The following is a 16,479-nucleotide window of genomic DNA, read 5'->3' on the forward strand; positions in this document are numbered from 1 at the left end:
TACATGACCGACGCGATGGTGCTGTGCCGCTTTCTGCATTTCACCGTGGTGCTGATGCTGTTTGGAGTCTGGGTTTTCAGGCCCCTTTTATTGGACCGTGAATCGACGCTCAATCAGCCTCTGGCGCGGCTGGCCCAAGGGCTGGCGGCGCTGGCATTACTCAGTGGTGCGGCGTGGTTGCTGTTGATCACCGCCAGCATGGCCGGTTCCTGGGAAGCAGCCTTCACCCCCTCGACCGTGCGACTGGTGCTCAGCACTACCTTTTTCGGGCACGTCTGGAGCTGGCATCTGCTGCTCAATGCTCTGCTGGTGGGCGTACTGCTCACGCCGCTGCGGGCCAGCCAACCCTTGCGCCTGAGCTTGAGCGCGCTGCTGCTCGCGACGCTGGCACCGGTCGGTCATGGCGCCATGCTAGACGGCGTCAGTGGCCAGTTACTGATCCTGAACCAAGTCATCCACCTGACCTGTGTCGGCGCATGGCTGGGCGGCTTGATGCTGTTGGTGATGATTGTGCGGCGACCCACCGGACAATCGTTGAGCGCCATCCTGCAACGCTTCAGCGGTGTCGGTTACGCCTTGGTCGCGGGGTTGCTGATTACCGGCCTGATCAACGTCCGCGTGCTCACCGGCGCGCTTTGGCCCACACCGATACTGTCCGGGTTCGCGCTGATTTTGTTGATCAAAGTGATGTTAGTCGCAGCGATGCTGGGGCTGGCGCTGTTCAATCGACTGCAGATCAAGGACTGCGAACAACGGGTTGGCCTGCTCAAAACCAGTGTGATCGTGGAATGGCTGTTGGGTATGGGCGCCGTCGCGGCCGTTTCATTGCTCGGCACGATGCCACCGATGATCGCTGGCTGACCTTACCGAGCAAGGACGTTGACCATCCGCACCACGCGGGCGATTTATCGCACCAGCCGCGCCGCCAGCGCCTTGGCCTGGGAGGCTACATCGGTGACTGCCGTGCTTTCCCACCAGAGGCCACGCAACGGCGGGCCCATGGCAAAGAGCCGTGGCGACGCCTGACCGTTGGCGTCCAGTACCGCGCCGTCAACCGCCGCCGCAATCCCCAGTGCCAAGGGGCCGGGCCTTACCAATCCGCGTATCAGCAACTGCTGTGGCAACGGTCGAGCGACGCGGCGCCAGTCGTATTCGATACCACTGGAGTTGATCAACGCCGCACCGCTGACGACGATAGTTTCAGCTTCACCGCGACGCCGCAGGCGGATGCTCACGGCAGCGCTCGTCGACGGTTCCAGGCCCTTGAACGAGGCGGCTTGAATCCGCAGTCGCCCCGCTGCGTATAACCGTTCGACCAGTTCCGCACTCAGCGGCGGCGAACGATGGTGATGACTTTCCCACCACGGCCGCACATGCCTTACAAACTGCCGACGCTGCGCGTCCGTGGCCTGACGCCACAACCGGCCAATGTGGGCCCTGACGGTGTCGAGGGGTGCCTGCCAATCGATGCCTTGCGCAATGGCCTGCTGGCATTGCCGACGCAGTTCGCGCAGCAATTGACGGGGTGTACGGAGGCCGTGGTCCTCGGCCAGAAAATCTACCCAGGCTGGCGGCTGGCGTCGCACGTGAGGCAACAGGCCGTGCCGGGAAAACACCTCGATCGGACCGCGATGGCCGGCCTGCTCAAGGGACACCACCGCATCGACCATGGTCAGGCCCGAACCGATGATCAGCACCGAGGACTGAGGGTCGAGCTGACGCATGGCGGCGACATCCCACGGATCCAGCGCCGCAGCGTTCAAACCGCTGGAGTCGGTCTGCGGCGTGCGCGCAGCCGGAAACATCCCCGTCGCCAATACCGCAAACGCCCCCTGAAAACGTTGACCACCACTCAAGGTCAGTTGCACAGAGTCGTGATGCGTTTGCAGATCAACCACCTCGCCTCGCACGTGCTCAACACTGGAGCCGTTAAACGCCCCCGTCACTTGCGCCTCTGCCAGGCGCTGTTGAACGTACAGCCCGAACATCCCCCGAGGCGGGAACAACTGGCTGACCGGGACCTGCTGCTGGTCCGATTCCGGCCATCCACCCGCCGCGATAAACGCGGTCAACCATTGAGTCAAATCATCCGCGTTATCCGGGTCAACGCTCATCCGCGCCGCGTTGCCGTTCAGCGTGTGCCCCAGCTCCACCGCACTGTAGGCTTCACCTCGCCCCAGTTCGGCACGGGGTTCAATCACCAGCACCTGACGCTTTCCCGGCAGGCGCAGCAACTGCGCCGCCAGCATCGCGCCGCTGAGGCCGCCGCCGATGATCAGGATGTCAGCGTGGCGGATGACGTCGTTCGTCTGTCCGCTTGGAGTTGGGTTCATGGCGTTCTCACGGTCAGTGTTTGCCTAGATAGATGTCGTGCAAATCGCCCCGGTCCAGCAGCGCTGAGGCCGTCCCGGACACCACCACTCGGCCAGTGTCCAGAACATAGCCATGGGAGGCGTACTTGAGCGCCACATTAATGTTTTGCTCGGCAATGAGGAAGCTCACCTGTTCGTCGCGATTAAGCTGGGCAACGATCTCGAAAATTTCCTGGACGATAATAGGCGCCAATCCCATGGACGGCTCATCCAGCAGGACCAACGTCGGACGTGTCATCAAGGCCCGGCCGATTGCGACCATCTGCTGCTCGCCGCCGGACGTCAGCCCCGCCTGGGTCTTGCGTTTGGTTTTCAACCGAGGGAACCAGGCGTAGATGCGTTCCAGCGCCATGGGGGGTATCAGTTGCAGCGGATCATTGACCGGGACCTGCGTCGCCTGACGAATCGCTGCATCACCGTTGCCGTGGTAAACGTCGTAGATGCCGAGCACATCGGCAATGAACAAGCCGTCGAACTTGCCGCGCTCAAGGATTTTCGCCAGATCGGTCCAGTATTCCAGGTCCTTGTACTGCCAGGAGCGATCACGCGGGTGCGCCCACAGACCCGGCGACTGATGCCCGACGCAGTTCATGTCAAAGGCGTTTAGACGAATTCCCCTGGCCATCAAACAGCACTCCCTGTCGATGAGGGATGAATGCCGTTGAGGCGAAAGTTGCCGATAAGGTGCAACTTCCAACGCAGTGGGTCATGCAGCGAGCCGGGCAATCCTGTGCGCTGGCCGGTGAACTCAAATTCGGCGTTGCTCGCGGCGTTAAGCGCGTCGGCGCTGGCGAGATGGGATTCGGCAACCGCAATGCTGATTTGCGCGTCGTCCTCACTCCCGCTCAAAAAGCTTTCGGCGCGCTCCAGCAGTGCGGCGGCGACGTCGATGCGGATGTGTACGTCGCCGACGCGGCTGATGACATACGGTTCAGCCGTAACTTGAGGCTGCTGGCGTACAAAACGCACGGTCGCCTCAAGCAGGCTGCGGGCGTTGTGCAAGTCATGCTGGGACTTGGTCAAGGATTGGCCAATCGATTGGGTCAAGGCGTTCATGATCGTATCCTCAGTTCCAGGCGTGGCGCGCGGGCTTCACGCCGTTGAGCAGGTAATTGCCGATCAGGTGATATTTCCAGCGCGCGGGGTCATGCAGGGTGTGGGTGCGGGCGTTGCGCCAGTGGCGGTCGAGGTTGTACTTGCCAAGCACCGAACGTGTGCCGGCTAATTCGAAGAGCTTGCTGCTGGCGAGCAAGGCGATGTCGGCGGACAGCACTTTGGCCTGTGCCACCACCACCGAAGCGCGGGCGACGGTGTCTTCATTGGCATTAAGCAACGCCGCATCAATCGCTTCGCCGGCCTTTTTCAGAATCGCTTCGGTGCCATGCACGCGCCATTCAAGGTCGCCAATCGCGAGGAGGGTAAGCGGGTCCTGCCAGCCGTGATCCTGGCCGCTGTCGATCCAGGGTCGTGCTTGCCGGGCGAAACGTTTGGTGTCCTCAAGGGCGCCGAGCGCAATGCCCGTGTCCACAGCGGCTTGGATAATTTGCGAGATCGGGCCGTCGGCGGTGGGTTCATCGAAGGCCCGGTGCGCGGGGATCACCGCACTGAGCGGCACTTTGACGGCATTGAGCGTCACGCCACCGCTGGCGGTGGTGCGCTGACCAAAACCGTCCCAACTGTCGATCACACTCAGGCCGGGGTTATCGCGTTCGACGAATGCGATAAACGCCTTGTTCTCTTCATCAACCGCCACCGTCGGCACGATGTGTGCGAACAACGCGCCCGTGCAATAGAACTTTTCACCATCGATATAAGCGCTGTCCTGATCGAAACGGATACGGGTTTCGAAGGCGCCGGCATTTTTGCTCTTCGATTCCGAGAACGCATTGCCGAAGCGATAGCCTTGCAGCACTTTGCCGAAGTAATAGCGCTTCTGCTCCTCGGTGGCGGTTTGCAGCAGGATGTCGAGCACGCCGAGATGGTTTTGCGGAATCTGTCCGAGGGACGAGTCGGCGGCCGAAATGATCTTGATCACTTCGGCGACGGTAACGTAGGAGACGCCCGCGCCACCGTATTCCTTGGGAATGGTGATGCCCCAAAGGCCGCTGACGGAGAACTCGTCGAGTTCGCCCACTGGCAGGCGTCTATCGCGATCACGCACACTGGCCTCGAGGGCAAATCGGGCGGCGAGCGCGTGAGCGGCGGCGATGGCCTCGGCGTCCGAACGAATGATGTGGGCGGTATGGGGTGACGTTGGCATGGGTCGACTCCGTGGTTCCGGGTGAATACCCAAGACCTTTTGCAGGAGTCGCGCCTGAATTTAAAAACCTTTTATTTCAGTAAGTTGGCGATTTATTCGAGAAACGCTTATAGCTTTAAAACAGCAAAATGTTCATCCACTGTTGGTCTACAAACAGTCAGATCACCACATTACGTACAAACCGCGTCGCCACCTCGCCCTCATTGCGATACGAATGCGGCTGGTTGCTGGCAAACATGAAGAACTCGCCCGCCGAGATTTTCTGCGGTGTGTCGCCCAGCATCAGCGTCAGGCACCCCTCGAACACATAGAGTTGCTCGCTCCAGCCATCGGCATCCGGTTCCGACGGGTAATGCTCCCCTGGCTCCAGGCGCCATTCCCACAGTTCGACTTCACGGGTGGCGGTGGCTTTGGCCAGCAACACCGCTTTACTGCCGGGGATCGTCCCGGCCCAGGCCAATTCGTTGATACGGCTGTGATCGCGGATATCAGGGGCCTGGATCAAATCACTGAAGGCGACGTCCAGTGCTTCGGCCACGCGATCAAGGGTGGTCAGGCTGACGTTTTTCTCGCCGGCCTCGATGGCCACCAGCATCCGGCGGCTGACCCCGGACTTTTCGGCCAGCGCGGTCTGGCTCATATCGGCGGCGTGGCGCAGACGCCGAACATTCTGGCTGACGTGCTGAAGGACCGAAGCCCGTTGCGGAAAATCTTTGTGCACTATATTGCTCACTTGGCGGGGTTGGGCAGTATACTGCGCAACATTCGGCGCATTGTGCGTCCCCCTCAAGCAGCGTGCAAGGCCATGACATCGGTGAACACCTCCCAGACACCCTCCCGCTTTTCAAGGTTCAGCAAGGCCGAATGCGTGCTGGTGTTGATTACCATGATCTGGGGCGGAACCTTTTTATTGGTGCAAAACGCAATGACCGTCAGCGGCCCGATGTTTTTTGTCGGTTTGCGCTTTGCCGCTGCGGCGTGTTTCGTTGCTCTGTTCTCCTGGCGCCACCTGCGCGAACTAACCTTCTTTGAACTCAAGGCCGGTGCCTTTATCGGCGTCGCGATCATGCTCGGTTACGGCTTGCAGACTATGGGTTTACAGACTATTCCCAGCAGTCAGTCAGCATTTATTACCGCGCTGTACGTACCGTTCGTGCCGTTGCTGCAATGGCTGGTGCTCGGACGCCGGCCGGGGCTGATGCCGAGTTTGGGCATCATGCTCGCATTTACCGGGTTGATGCTGTTGTCGGGACCGTCCGGGGCTTCACTGAACTTCAGTCCCGGTGAGATCGCCACGCTGATCAGCGCTGTCGCAATTGCAGCGGAGATCATTTTGATCAGCAATTTTGCCGGTCAGGTTGATGTGCGTCGGGTCACCGTGGTGCAACTGGCCGTCACGTCCGTGCTGTCTTTTCTGCTAGTGGTGCCGACACAAGAAGTGATTCCACACTTCTCCTGGCTGCTGCTGTGCAGTGCGCTGGGGTTGGGAGCCGCGAGCGCGGCGATTCAGGTAGCCATGAACTGGGCACAGAAAAGTGTTTCACCGACTCGAGCGACGTTGATCTATGCCGGTGAGCCAGTGTGGGCCGGGATCGCCGGACGCCTGGCCGGGGAACGGTTACCGGCGATTGCCTTGCTGGGCGCCGGGTTGATTGTGGCGGCAGTGATTGTCAGTGAGTTAAAAACCAAGGGCAAAAATCGCGAGCAGTGCGCGGACGCGCTGGAAGACAAAGTCGTCGACTCAAACAAGTGAGTTTTGCGCCTATATTCATTTTGAAACCCTGAAAAACACGCCACTTCCAACGACTGTGAAGGATCCTGCCACAGCTTCGCGTTTGGTGATCCTGAATGCGGCACGTATGATGCATCACAAACTTCCGCAGATTAGAAGCCTATGTCCCTGATAGTTCTACTGCTTCTGCCTTTTATTGGCAGCTGTCTGGCGGCCTTGCTGCCGCACAACGCGCGAAATACCGAATCGCTATTAGCTGGCCTGGTCGCCCTCATCGGCACCCTCCAAGTCGCCCTCCTTTACCCGCAAATCGCCCACGGCGGTGTAATCCGCGAAGAGTTTTTCTGGCTACCGAGTCTGGGGCTGAACTTCGTCCTGCGCATGGACGGCTTTGCCTGGCTGTTCTCGTTGATGGTGCTGGGCATTGGCACACTGGTCTCGCTGTACGCGCGCTACTACATGTCGCCAGATGATCCGGTGCCGCGCTTCTTTGCGTTCTTCCTGGCATTCATGGGCGCCATGCTTGGCCTGGTGATCTCCGGGAATCTGATCCAGATCGTGTTTTTCTGGGAGCTGACAAGCCTCTTCTCGTTCCTGCTGATCGGCTACTGGCACCACCGCGCGGATGCTCGCCGTGGCGCGTACATGGCGCTGATGGTCACCGGCGCAGGCGGCTTGTGCCTGCTGGCGGGGGTCATGCTCCTTGGCCATGTGGTCGGCAGCTATGACCTGGACAAGGTTCTGGCCGCCGGCGAGCTGATTCGCGCACATGCCCTCTACCCTATTCTGCTGCCCCTGATTCTGATTGGCGCACTGAGCAAAAGCGCACAATTCCCCTTCCACTTCTGGCTGCCCCACGCCATGGCGGCGCCCACGCCGGTCTCCGCTTATCTGCACTCGGCAACAATGGTCAAAGCCGGTGTTTTCCTTCTGGCACGGCTGTGGCCATCGCTGTCCGGCAGTGAAGAATGGTTCTACATCGTCAGCGGCGCGGGAGCCTGCACCCTGTTACTCGGCGCGTATTGCGCGATGTTCCAGAACGATCTCAAGGGTCTGCTGGCTTACTCGACCATCAGCCACCTGGGCTTGATAACCCTGTTGCTGGGCCTGAACAGCCCACTTGCCGCTGTGGCCGCGGTGTTTCACATTCTCAACCACGCGACGTTCAAGGCATCGTTGTTCATGGCCGCCGGGATCATCGACCACGAAAGCGGCACCCGAGACATTCGCAAGCTCAGCGGTCTGATCAAACTGATCCCGTTCACCGCTACCCTCGCCATGGTCGCCAGTGCCTCCATGGCCGGCGTGCCGCTGCTTAATGGTTTCCTCTCCAAAGAAATGTTCTTCGCCGAAACCGTGTTCATCAATGCCACGGCCTGGGTGGAGATGAGCCTGCCTGTTATCGCAACCATCGCCGGCACCTTCAGCGTCGCCTACTCGCTGCGTTTTACGGTCGATGTGTTTTTCGGCCCGCCGGCCACCGACCTACCCCATACCCCGCACGAGCCGCCGCGCTGGATGCGTGCCCCGGTGGAACTGTTGGTTTTCGCGTGCCTTGTCGTCGGGATCTTCCCTGCACAAGTAGTCGGTCCGCTGCTGGCAGCCGCCGCTCTGCCGGTCGTGGGTGGCACGCTGCCCGAGTACAGCCTGGCCATCTGGCACGGCTTGAACGCACCGATGATCATGAGCCTGATCGCCATGTCCGGCGGTATTGTGCTCTATCTGTTACTGCGCAATCAGCTCAAGCGCGGGCGCTTCAAGTACCCACCGATCATTGGCCTGTTCAATGGCAAGCGTCTGTTCGAGCGTAGCCTGGTGATCATGATGCGACTGTCGCGTCGGCTTGAGCGGCGTCTGAGCACCAAACGCCTGCAAACGCAGCTGTTCCTTTTGGTGCTCGCCGCCGTGCTGGCGGGGTTGGTCCCGATGCTCCACAGCGGCCTGAGCTGGGGTGACCGACCGAAAATTGCCGGTTCGATGGTGTTTGTGACCCTGTGGCTGCTGGCAATCGCCTGTGCCCTCGGCGCGGCGTGGCAGGCCAAGTATCACCGGCTCGCGGCCCTGACCATGGTCAGCGTCTGCGGCCTGATGACCTGTGTGACGTTCGTCTGGTTCTCGGCACCGGACCTGGCGCTGACGCAACTGGCGGTCGAAGTGGTGACCACGGTACTGATCCTGCTGGGCCTGCGCTGGCTACCGCGCCGAATAGAAGACGTCTCGCCGTTGCCGGGCAGCGTGCCCAGGGCGCGTATCCGGCGCCTGCGCGACTTGCTGCTGTCGCTCGCGGTCGGTATCGGCATGGCGTTGCTGTCTTACGCGATGCTGACGCGTCAGACGCCAAACGACATTTCCTCTTTTTACCTCAGTCGTGCCTTGCCGGAAGGCGGCGGCAGCAACGTGGTGAATGTGATGTTGGTGGACTTCCGGGGCTTCGACACCCTCGGTGAAATCACCGTACTGGTGGCCGTTGCCCTGACCGTGTTCGCCTTGCTTCGCCGCTTCCGCCCGCCGAAGGAAAGCCTGCGATTACCGGCGCAGCAACGCCTGCTGGCGCCAGACGTCGTCACTGATCTGGTTAACCCGCGCCATGCCAGCGACACCGCTCTCGGCTTTATGATGGTGCCTGCGGTGCTGGTGCGTCTGCTGTTGCCAATTGCGCTGGTGGTGTCGTTCTATTTGTTCCTGCGAGGCCACAACCTGCCGGGTGGTGGTTTTGTTGCCGGGCTGGTGATGTCCGTAGCGTTCATTCTGCAATACATGGTCGCCGGCACTCAGTGGGTCGAGGCACAAATGAACCTGCGACCGCTGCGCTGGATGGGCACCGGTTTGCTGTTCGCTACAGTGACTGGGCTTGGAGCGATGGCGGTCGGTTATCCCTTCATGACCACCCATACCTGGCGTTTCGCTGTGCCGGTACTGGGCGACATTCACATCGCCAGCGCGTTGTTCTTCGACATCGGCGTCTACGCCGTCGTGGTCGGTTCAACGCTGTTAATGCTCACCGCTATTGCCCACCAATCGGTACGCGGCCACAAAACCGCGTCTCACCCTAAATCCGTTGCTGCCAAAGGAGCCGTCTGATGGAAGAAGTCATCGCAATCGCCATCGGCGTCCTGGCCGCATCCGGTGTCTGGCTGATCCTGCGACCACGGACGTTCCAGGTGGTCATGGGGCTGTGCCTGCTGTCCTATGCCGTTAACCTGTTCATCTTCAGCATGGGCAGCCTGTTTATCGGCAAGGAACCGATTATCAAGGACGGCGTGCCCCAGGATTTGCTGCACTACACCGATCCGCTGCCGCAAGCGCTGGTCCTGACCGCCATCGTCATCAGCTTCGCCATGACCGCTTTGTTCCTGGTGGTGCTGCTGGCATCACGAGGCCTGACTGGCACTGACCATGTGGATGGCCGGGAGCCTAAAGAATGAATGCGATGACGCACTTGATCGCCGCACCGATTCTGCTCCCGCTGCTGACCGCCGCCATCATGTTGATGTTGGGCGAGAAACATCGTCCGCTGAAGGCCAGGATCAACCTGTTCTCGAGCTTGTTGGGCCTGGGCATTTCCGTGCTGTTGCTGCAATGGACGCACACCACCGGGGTGCCAGGGTCCATCGGGGTCTACCTGCCTGGCAACTGGCAGTCGCCTTTCGGCATCGCACTGGTGGTCGATCGTCTATCGGCGCTAATGCTGGTACTGACCGGAATCATCGGCGTCAGCGCCCTGCTGTTCGCCATGGCACGCTGGGACGGCGCCGGCTCAAGCTTCCACGCACTGTTCCAGATTCAGTTGATGGGGCTGTACGGCGCGTTTCTGACGGCGGACCTGTTCAACCTGTTCGTCTTCTTCGAAGTCTTGCTCGCCGCGTCCTACGGGTTGATGCTCCATGGTTCCGGCCGGGCGCGGGTGTCGTCAGGCCTGCATTACATCTCGATCAACCTGCTGGCGTCATCGTTGTTTTTGATTGGCGCCGCACTGATTTATGGCGTCACCGGCACCCTGAACATGGCTGATCTGGCGCTGAAAATCCCGTTGGTGCCGGAAGCTGATCGCGGCCTGCTGCATGCCGGCGCGGCGATTCTGGCGGTCGCGTTCCTGGCCAAGGCCGGAATGTGGCCGCTGAATTTCTGGCTGGTTCCGGCCTACTCTTCGGCCAGCGCGCCAGTGGCGGCAATGTTCGCAATCATGACCAAGGTCGGCATCTACACCTTGTTGCGACTTTGGACACTGTTGTTCTCCGGCCAAGCCGGCGCATCGGCGTACTTTGGCGGCGACTGGCTGATCTACGGTGGCATGGCGACCATCGTCTGCGCGGCAGTGGCGATTCTTGCTGCGCAACGAATTGAGCGCATGGCCAGCCTGAGCATCCTGGTGTCGGCTGGAATTCTGCTGTCGGCCATCGGCTTCGCCCAGCCTAACCTGATCGGCGCGGCGCTGTTTTACCTGGTCAGCTCGACGCTGGCGTTGAGCGCGCTGTTCCTGTTAGCCGAGTTGATCGAGCGCTCGCGTTCAGCCAACGAAATGCCGTTATTCGATGACGGCGAACAGATCCCACGGCCAATGGAATCCCTGCGACCACCCAAAGGCATCAATCTTGATGACGAACAGAAAGCTGTCGTGGGCCAGGTGATTCCCTGGACCAAGGCGTTTCTGGGTTTGAGCTTCATTGCGTGCGCGCTGCTGATCATAGGCATGCCGCCGCTCTCTGGCTTCATCGGCAAGCTCGGCCTGCTTCACGCCCTGCTTAACCCACTGGGTCTGGGCGTGGGGAGTGATGAACCGGTTTCAAACGCAGCGTGGGGCTTGTTGGCGTTGTTGATCCTTTCCGGGTTAGCGTCGCTGATTGCTTTCTCGCGCATGGGGGTACAGCGCTTTTGGACGCCGCAAGAACGACCGTCGCCCTTGCTGCGACGCCTGGAATGCGTGCCGATTATTGCGTTGCTGGGCCTGAGCATCGCGCTGACCTTCAAGGCCGAGCCGCTGATGCGCTACACCCAGGCGGCCGCTGATGCCTTGAACAACCCACAGCAGTACGTCATGGCCGTGCTCGGTACTCGAGCGATTCCAAGTCCCGAAGCCCGGGCAGCGATGCTGGAGGTGCAACCATGAGGCGTCTGTTTCCTGCACCGTGGCTATCGCTGGCACTGTGGTTGTTATGGCTGGTACTAAACCTGTCGATCAGCCCGGGCAATCTGCTGCTGGGCGCCGTGCTGGGTGTGTGCGCGCCACTCATGATGCGCAAACTGCGACCACTACCGATCCGCATTCGACGACCAGGGACACTCTTGCGCCTGATCCTGCTGGTCGGCCGCGATGTGCTGGTGTCCAACATCGCTGTGGCTTGGAGCGTGCTCAACGCCGGTCGCCGCCCGCCTCGCTCGCGGTTCGTCAAGGTGCCGCTGGACTTGCGCGATGCCAATGGTCTGGCGGCACTCTCGATCATCACTACGGTCGTTCCCGGCACGGTCTGGTCGGAGCTGGCGCTGGACCGCAGCATCCTGTTACTGCACGTGTTCGATCTGGATGACGAAGCACTCTTCATCCAGCACTTCAAGGCGACCTACGAACGTCCACTGATGGAGATCTTCGAATGAGCGCCCTGCTGTCGAACGCAATCTTGCTGAGTCTGTTCATCTTTTCCGTGGCGATGCTGCTGACGCTGGTTCGCCTGTTTCGGGGACCATCGGCTCAGGACAGGGTTCTGGCCCTGGACTACCTGTACATCATCGCCATGCTGATGATGCTGACGCTGGGTATTCGCTACGCCAGTGACACGTACTTCGAGGCCGCGTTGCTGATCGCCCTCTTCGGTTTTGTGGGCTCGTTTGCCCTGGCTAAATTTCTGCTACGCGGCGAGGTGATCGAATGAATACTGAATGGTCGCTGTGGGTCGAAATACCGGTGGCAACTCTGCTGGTGCTCAGCAGTCTGTTTGCGCTGATCGGTGCCCTCGGATTGTTACGGATGAAGGATTACTTCCAACGCATGCACCCGCCGGCCCTGGCCTCAACATTGGGTGCGTGGTCTGTGGCGCTGGCGTCGATCATTTACTTTTCGGCGCTCAAATCAAGCCCAGTGCTGCACGCCTGGCTGATTCCGATTCTGTTGTCGATTACGGTGCCCGTGACCACGTTGCTGCTGGCCCGGGCCGCGCTGTTTCGAAAGCGCATGGCCGGGGATGATGTGCCCGCCGAAGTCAGTAGTCGGCGCACGGAGAGCGGGCGTTAAATTCACCGCTCGCTGTACTGATCGGACTGGGCGCGGCATGCCAGCCCTCGCAGGCGATAGCGCTCGACTGTCGAACCGGGCTGGCTTGCGATGGCCACCCGACGAGTCTCTCCGCCGAGATTCAGCCCCAGGCGACAGCCAATAAACCCGCCCCCAACACCACGCACAACGGCGAATACGCCCAGGTGTCGAGCCGGGCAAATGTCGAGTCTTTGACTTGTTTGAAGAACCCCACCAAATTCGAATCGCCTATAGCGCGAGCGAACATCAACATCGCAAGCGCACTGATCACCCATTGCAAGGACCAGTGCTGCACTGTCGGAAAATAAAGCCCGACTCGCAGGCACACCAGCATGGCTATCAACAGCAACGCCGCCGACACCAGCAGTGTGCCAAAGCCTGAAGGTTTGAACGCAGGCCTGGATTGCCCTCCACCCTCGTCGGGTACTCGAGGTACCGCGGCTTCGCTGCCGAGCTTGCCACCGAGTGCCCAGTACAAATGCACCAGGCTTATCAACAGAAAGACTGCTGCAATCCATTGCGCGACCATTAGGCTCATATTCGACATCCAGCGTGAAAGGTCGCCGCAGGATGAACTTCCTTGCGCGTTTTTGTAAGGTAAATGTCATCACTGGGGAAAAGCCCCGCCCTGGCACCGGCCACCTGACGCACTGGCGAAGAACAATCGCCTGCCGGACTGCCAAGCAGCCCAGCGTGAGCAAGGCTGCACGCCGCGCGTTTTATGGGGTGAGGCTGGCGGTGACTTTGTCCGCCACATCCTTGGGCAACCACGCTCGCCATACGTCAGGGTGCGCGGTCATGAACGCCTCGGCTGCCTGGCGCGGCGCGGTGTGTTTTTCGCTCATGTCAGCCAGCGCCTTGTTCAACGGCACGATTGGCAAATCGACCTTGCTGAAGAACTCGGCAATCTGCGGATACTGCGTCTGGAACGGAGTAGAAACGCCAATGGACAATTTCGAGGCCAGCGAGCGCGTCGGTTGCGGATTGGGGTTATCGGCGTCCGTCAGGGTTTTCCACGCTTGAGCGTCAAACGGCGGCTCTTCGAGCTGAATCAGTTTGTAACGCCCGAGCAACGGCGTGGGCGACCAGTAATAAAACAATATCGGTTTGCCACGACGGATCGACGACGTGATTTCCGCGTCCAGTGCTGCCCCCGAACCGCTGCGAAAATTCACGTAGCTGTCGGACAAGCCATAGGCTTTGAGTTTTTGCTGGTTGACCACTTCCGACGTCCAGCCGATCGGACTGTTGAGGAAGCGCCCCTTGCCTGGGCTTTCCGGATCGCTGAACACATCCTTGTAGCGCGGCAGATCACTGACACTACGCAGGTCCGGCGCCAGCGGCTTGATGCCTTTGGCCGGGTCCCCCTTGATAACGTACTCCGGCACCCACCAACCTTCGGTGGCTCCCTTGACCGTATCGCCCAGGCTCGCGACTTTACCTTCAGCCTCAGCCTTGACCCATACCGGACTGCGGCCGGCCCACTCTTCGCCAATGACCTGAATGTCGTTGTTGGCCAGTGCGGTCTCCAGCGTGATGGTCGTACCCGGCAAGGTATCGGTCGGCAGTCCGTAGCCCTTCTCGACAATGATCCGCAGGATATCGGTGATCAAGCTGCCGCTTTCCCAGTTCAGGTCGGCAAAGTGGATCGGTGCCTGGGCGGCAAAAACCGGAACCGGGGTGGCCAACATACCGAATGTGGCCAGGGTTGCGGCCAACAACCTTCGAAATCCTTTCATGCTTTTGCACCTCGCGCTGTTCACAGCAGTAACAGGATGGCCGGGTACAACACCGCGAGCCTCTGAATACTCAGTCAACTGACTGTAGTAGAGGTTCCTGTTTTCGAGGAGCGTGGGCTATTTTTCGGAAGGTTCCTGCAAACGGGCCAGCTCTCTTCTGACCATGCTCGCGTATTCCGCAGGGCGTAACGTGTAAATCTGTGACGCAACCCAACTCAGCCAGCTCCCCTGCGCAATGGCCTTATGGTCGAACAGGCGCTTGGCCTCAGCTCGAGCGCTGGCCTGGTTTTGCTCATGGAAATCCGCGCGGGTCAGGGGCATTACTCGCTCGCCTTGAACGTCACCAGCTCACCCTTGCGCCACTTGGCCGCCTTGGCGGTCACGGCCTTGAGTGTTTTGGTCAGGCCTTCCTGCAACTGCTGATGGGCAGCGAACACCATCACCACGCTATGACCTTCTTTGAACACAACGCCGTGACCATCGGTTGTGGTGACGAACGCGTAATCACCGATGCCGTAAACCGTCAGTTTGATTTCGCGGAACTTGATGTCCAGCTTGCCGCCTTCGCGGCTGGGCAATACCGCGGCGCTGAAATAATCGCCGACCTTAAGTTTGAGCCCCGGTTTGTCGTCCACCACCAGTGCTGTCTCGGTATCGATTTCGGCAATGTAAATGCCTTCAGCGTTCTGTTCGGTGACGTAAATAAAACGCGACTGGAACTGTTTAACCAACTTTGCGCGCAAATCACCCAGCACGAACAAAGCATGCATATCGAGATTACTTACTGCCAAGGAAACATCCCCACATCTGAAAATGGTGCCATACGCAGAAAATGCGCACGGCAGAAAAAAGCGGCCATGCCGAAGGTGTTGCAGAATCACTCAGGTAAAAGCCTGAATTGAGCAGAGCGCTCATCCATCATGAGGTTCGATAAGACTACTGGAATGTCTCGCGCGATGCCCTCCCTGACGTTCGTCAGGCGTTGAAGGAAAACGCCATTCTTGGGGCCAGAGAAAAAAGACTACAAACATTAGAGAAAAGTCGCTTTAAAAAAATCTCTTTTCTGACATATCGCCCTTAAAAAATTGCTTTAGATACGCATCAGCCGTCAAGCACCAGTGACGCGATTCTAGAGCAGTGATGCTCATAGAGACTACTCAAAACGACGAACAGACGTCGGTAAACAATGAAAAGGACTTCATATGTGCATACTCAGCCACTTTTCCTTTAACCCCTGCGCCCCAACAAGCGACTCGTCCGCCCCCACGGCGGCGGCGTTTCAACACACGGCAAGCCACCTGCAACCCCTAGCAGCGCCTCGCTTTCAAGTGGTCCTGGCCGGAAATGCATTTTTCCACATAAAAGAAAAATCCACGGGGCGCGTAAGAGGCTTCCGAGGGAACCACAACGAGGCCTGCTTTCTCGCCCGCGCACTCGAAGCCAGCAGCTGAAGTAAATCCTCGTGCAACGCCCATGACGTTTCGTCACGCCGATGAGTTAACTCAGCCGTCGGCTGGCAACTACTGCCATACTGCCCGCCCTAAGAAACCCATCCCCTCGGTGGACGGCTTTCAATAAAAACGAAAATTTTCAAGGGAAGGCTGCTACGTGACGGAATTTGATATCGGCGAGTTTTTTATCCGGGGCGAAGCCAGAGAAGTTGAAGGTGAATTTCAGGCCGTCATTGTGATGCGCGCCAAACCGCCACTGACCGCCGTCACCTTTCATCAGGTCGAGAAGGATCGCTGGTTCAAAACGGCGGAAGTGGCCAACATCGCCGCCCAAGAGGCTGCCAAGGCTCTGAAGGTGGCTGTCGATGAAGGCGCGCTGAAAGCCTGAGATACACCGCCACGCCGTCAAGGAACGAGCGATGCAAAGGCGAGCTTCTCTTTAAGAACAGCAAGATGATTAAGTTGAACCCGCCCGCTCGCCTGGCAACGAAAAGTATCGCTAACGTTCAATCCCGCGAAGTACCGATGACGATGCACTCGCCCTGAATGCCGACATCGGCTGCGCGCCGCCAAGAGGCAGGGGCAGGACCAGTGCCATGTCCACGGCATCCAGCGCGCTGTTTCTGGCCGAAAACAGCAGGCTGGAGAGCGTCGACACATTAGCCTGAGGCATGCCCA

19 protein-coding genes and 2 pseudogenes are annotated in these 16,479 nt (G+C 59.5%); 10 read left to right on the forward strand and 11 right to left on the reverse strand.

Annotated elements, in window-relative coordinates:
- The first annotated feature begins 3 nt into the window (after window positions 1-3).
- Window positions 4-861 carry a copper homeostasis membrane protein CopD gene (copD, locus tag RHM68_RS14290; RefSeq protein WP_322215738.1) on the forward strand — a complete coding sequence of 286 codons (858 nt, stop codon included), beginning with the start codon at window positions 4-6 and terminating at the stop codon, window positions 859-861.
- A 44-nt stretch (window positions 862-905) separates the two neighbouring features.
- On the opposite strand, the gene RHM68_RS14295 is transcribed toward copD, so the two are convergent.
- From RHM68_RS14295 to RHM68_RS14320, 6 genes and pseudogenes are all read right to left on the reverse strand, one after another.
- Window positions 906-2,333, reverse strand: a complete 1,428-nt coding sequence (locus RHM68_RS14295) for an FAD/NAD(P)-binding protein (protein WP_322215741.1) — start codon at window positions 2,331-2,333, stop codon at window positions 906-908.
- A 13-nt stretch (window positions 2,334-2,346) separates the two neighbouring features.
- Window positions 2,347-2,718, reverse strand: a pseudogene (locus tag RHM68_RS14300) (ATP-binding cassette domain-containing protein); the annotation flags it as partial.
- Window positions 2,719-2,997, reverse strand: a pseudogene (locus RHM68_RS14305) (5,10-methylene tetrahydromethanopterin reductase); the annotation flags it as partial.
- Complete coding sequence (locus RHM68_RS14310) at window positions 2,997-3,428, reverse strand: acyl-CoA dehydrogenase (protein ID WP_322215743.1); 432 nt, start codon at window positions 3,426-3,428, stop codon at window positions 2,997-2,999. The pseudogene RHM68_RS14305 and the gene RHM68_RS14310, both read right to left, overlap by 1 nt.
- A gap of 10 nt (window positions 3,429-3,438) precedes the next feature.
- On the reverse strand, window positions 3,439-4,632 hold the full coding sequence (locus RHM68_RS14315; protein ID WP_322215745.1) for an SfnB family sulfur acquisition oxidoreductase: 1,194 nt from the start codon (window positions 4,630-4,632) through the stop codon (window positions 3,439-3,441).
- A gap of 157 nt (window positions 4,633-4,789) precedes the next feature.
- Window positions 4,790-5,353 carry an XRE family transcriptional regulator gene (locus RHM68_RS14320; RefSeq protein ID WP_322215747.1) on the reverse strand — a complete coding sequence of 188 codons (564 nt, stop codon included), beginning with the start codon at window positions 5,351-5,353 and terminating at the stop codon, window positions 4,790-4,792.
- Here RHM68_RS14320 and RHM68_RS14325 point away from each other — a divergent pair.
- The 7 genes from RHM68_RS14325 to RHM68_RS14355 all read left to right on the forward strand — a co-directional run bounded on the left by RHM68_RS14325 (window position 5,348) and on the right by RHM68_RS14355 (window position 12,590).
- Window positions 5,348-6,385: a DMT family transporter gene (locus RHM68_RS14325; RefSeq protein ID WP_322215749.1), complete on the forward strand. Its 1,038-nt coding sequence runs from the start codon at window positions 5,348-5,350 to the stop codon at window positions 6,383-6,385. The genes RHM68_RS14320 and RHM68_RS14325 overlap by 6 nt on opposite strands.
- A gap of 141 nt (window positions 6,386-6,526) precedes the next feature.
- The gene (locus tag RHM68_RS14330; RefSeq protein ID WP_322215751.1) at window positions 6,527-9,445 is read left to right on the forward strand and encodes a monovalent cation/H+ antiporter subunit A; all 2,919 of its coding nucleotides are present in this window, start codon (window positions 6,527-6,529) and stop codon (window positions 9,443-9,445) included.
- Entirely contained in the window at window positions 9,445-9,789 is a 345-nt protein-coding gene (locus tag RHM68_RS14335; RefSeq protein ID WP_201148568.1) for a Na+/H+ antiporter subunit C, read from the forward strand. Before RHM68_RS14330 ends, RHM68_RS14335 begins: the two co-directional genes overlap by 1 nt.
- A complete protein-coding gene (locus RHM68_RS14340) occupies window positions 9,786-11,471 on the forward strand; it encodes a monovalent cation/H+ antiporter subunit D (RefSeq protein WP_322215754.1) in 1,686 nt (561 codons plus the stop codon). Before RHM68_RS14335 ends, RHM68_RS14340 begins: the two co-directional genes overlap by 4 nt.
- On the forward strand, window positions 11,468-11,956 hold the full coding sequence (locus tag RHM68_RS14345; protein ID WP_322215757.1) for a Na+/H+ antiporter subunit E: 489 nt from the start codon (window positions 11,468-11,470) through the stop codon (window positions 11,954-11,956). The genes RHM68_RS14340 and RHM68_RS14345 overlap by 4 nt, the downstream gene beginning before the upstream one ends.
- Entirely contained in the window at window positions 11,953-12,231 is a 279-nt protein-coding gene (locus RHM68_RS14350; protein ID WP_322215759.1) for a K+/H+ antiporter subunit F, read from the forward strand. The genes RHM68_RS14345 and RHM68_RS14350 overlap by 4 nt, the downstream gene beginning before the upstream one ends.
- Complete coding sequence (locus tag RHM68_RS14355) at window positions 12,228-12,590, forward strand: Na+/H+ antiporter subunit G (protein ID WP_322215761.1); 363 nt, start codon at window positions 12,228-12,230, stop codon at window positions 12,588-12,590. The genes RHM68_RS14350 and RHM68_RS14355 overlap by 4 nt, the downstream gene beginning before the upstream one ends.
- Before the next feature lie 121 nt (window positions 12,591-12,711).
- Here RHM68_RS14355 and RHM68_RS14360 read toward each other — a convergent pair whose 3' ends face one another.
- The 4 genes from RHM68_RS14360 to RHM68_RS14375 all read right to left on the reverse strand — a co-directional run bounded on the left by RHM68_RS14360 (window position 12,712) and on the right by RHM68_RS14375 (window position 15,141).
- The gene (locus tag RHM68_RS14360) at window positions 12,712-13,149 is read right to left on the reverse strand and encodes a DUF3995 domain-containing protein (RefSeq protein ID WP_322215763.1); all 438 of its coding nucleotides are present in this window, start codon (window positions 13,147-13,149) and stop codon (window positions 12,712-12,714) included.
- A gap of 181 nt (window positions 13,150-13,330) precedes the next feature.
- Window positions 13,331-14,350, reverse strand: a complete 1,020-nt coding sequence (locus RHM68_RS14365) for an ABC transporter substrate-binding protein (protein ID WP_322215766.1) — start codon at window positions 14,348-14,350, stop codon at window positions 13,331-13,333.
- Between the two features lie 117 nt (window positions 14,351-14,467).
- The gene (locus RHM68_RS14370) at window positions 14,468-14,671 is read right to left on the reverse strand and encodes a hypothetical protein (RefSeq protein WP_322215768.1); all 204 of its coding nucleotides are present in this window, start codon (window positions 14,669-14,671) and stop codon (window positions 14,468-14,470) included.
- The gene (locus RHM68_RS14375; RefSeq protein ID WP_322215770.1) at window positions 14,671-15,141 is read right to left on the reverse strand and encodes a hypothetical protein; all 471 of its coding nucleotides are present in this window, start codon (window positions 15,139-15,141) and stop codon (window positions 14,671-14,673) included. Before RHM68_RS14375 ends, RHM68_RS14370 begins: the two co-directional genes overlap by 1 nt.
- A 411-nt stretch (window positions 15,142-15,552) precedes the next feature.
- Here RHM68_RS14375 and RHM68_RS14380 point away from each other — a divergent pair, with 411 nt between their 5' ends.
- Window positions 15,553-15,801, forward strand: a complete 249-nt coding sequence (locus tag RHM68_RS14380) for a hypothetical protein (RefSeq protein ID WP_322215773.1) — start codon at window positions 15,553-15,555, stop codon at window positions 15,799-15,801.
- Between the two features lie 157 nt (window positions 15,802-15,958).
- On the forward strand, window positions 15,959-16,189 hold the full coding sequence (locus RHM68_RS14385) for a hypothetical protein (protein WP_322215775.1): 231 nt from the start codon (window positions 15,959-15,961) through the stop codon (window positions 16,187-16,189).
- A 111-nt stretch (window positions 16,190-16,300) separates the two neighbouring features.
- On the opposite strand, the gene RHM68_RS14390 is transcribed toward RHM68_RS14385, so the two are convergent.
- The gene (locus RHM68_RS14390; protein ID WP_322215778.1) at window positions 16,301-16,474 is read right to left on the reverse strand and encodes a hypothetical protein; all 174 of its coding nucleotides are present in this window, start codon (window positions 16,472-16,474) and stop codon (window positions 16,301-16,303) included.
- Window positions 16,475-16,479: the final 5 nt, after the last annotated feature.

It is taken from the genome of Pseudomonas sp. DC1.2 (assembly GCF_034351645.1).
GTDB lineage: Bacteria > Pseudomonadota > Gammaproteobacteria > Pseudomonadales > Pseudomonadaceae > Aquipseudomonas.

What these genes read in the sequence shown, in the direction of transcription:
- RHM68_RS14330 (WP_322215751.1), top strand. Translation starts at nt 6,527, where the DNA reads ATGTCCCTGATAGTTCTACTGCTTCTGCCTTTTATTGGCAGCTGTCTG.
- RHM68_RS14345 (WP_322215757.1), top strand. Translation starts at nt 11,468, where the DNA reads ATGAGGCGTCTGTTTCCTGCACCGTGGCTATCGCTGGCACTGTGGTTG.
- RHM68_RS14340 (WP_322215754.1), top strand. Translation starts at nt 9,786, where the DNA reads ATGAATGCGATGACGCACTTGATCGCCGCACCGATTCTGCTCCCGCTG.
- RHM68_RS14350 (WP_322215759.1), top strand. Translation starts at nt 11,953, where the DNA reads ATGAGCGCCCTGCTGTCGAACGCAATCTTGCTGAGTCTGTTCATCTTT.
- RHM68_RS14390 (WP_322215778.1), bottom strand. Translation starts at nt 16,474, where the DNA reads ATGCCTCAGGCTAATGTGTCGACGCTCTCCAGCCTGCTGTTTTCGGCC.
- RHM68_RS14335 (WP_201148568.1), top strand. Translation starts at nt 9,445, where the DNA reads ATGGAAGAAGTCATCGCAATCGCCATCGGCGTCCTGGCCGCATCCGGT.
- copD (WP_322215738.1), top strand. Translation starts at nt 4, where the DNA reads ATGACCGACGCGATGGTGCTGTGCCGCTTTCTGCATTTCACCGTGGTG.
- RHM68_RS14315 (WP_322215745.1), bottom strand. Translation starts at nt 4,632, where the DNA reads ATGCCAACGTCACCCCATACCGCCCACATCATTCGTTCGGACGCCGAG.
- RHM68_RS14355 (WP_322215761.1), top strand. Translation starts at nt 12,228, where the DNA reads ATGAATACTGAATGGTCGCTGTGGGTCGAAATACCGGTGGCAACTCTG.
- RHM68_RS14380 (WP_322215773.1), top strand. Translation starts at nt 15,553, where the DNA reads ATGTGCATACTCAGCCACTTTTCCTTTAACCCCTGCGCCCCAACAAGC.
- RHM68_RS14310 (WP_322215743.1), bottom strand. Translation starts at nt 3,428, where the DNA reads ATGAACGCCTTGACCCAATCGATTGGCCAATCCTTGACCAAGTCCCAG.
- RHM68_RS14370 (WP_322215768.1), bottom strand. Translation starts at nt 14,671, where the DNA reads ATGCCCCTGACCCGCGCGGATTTCCATGAGCAAAACCAGGCCAGCGCT.
- RHM68_RS14365 (WP_322215766.1), bottom strand. Translation starts at nt 14,350, where the DNA reads ATGAAAGGATTTCGAAGGTTGTTGGCCGCAACCCTGGCCACATTCGGT.
- RHM68_RS14360 (WP_322215763.1), bottom strand. Translation starts at nt 13,149, where the DNA reads ATGAGCCTAATGGTCGCGCAATGGATTGCAGCAGTCTTTCTGTTGATA.
- RHM68_RS14295 (WP_322215741.1), bottom strand. Translation starts at nt 2,333, where the DNA reads ATGAACCCAACTCCAAGCGGACAGACGAACGACGTCATCCGCCACGCT.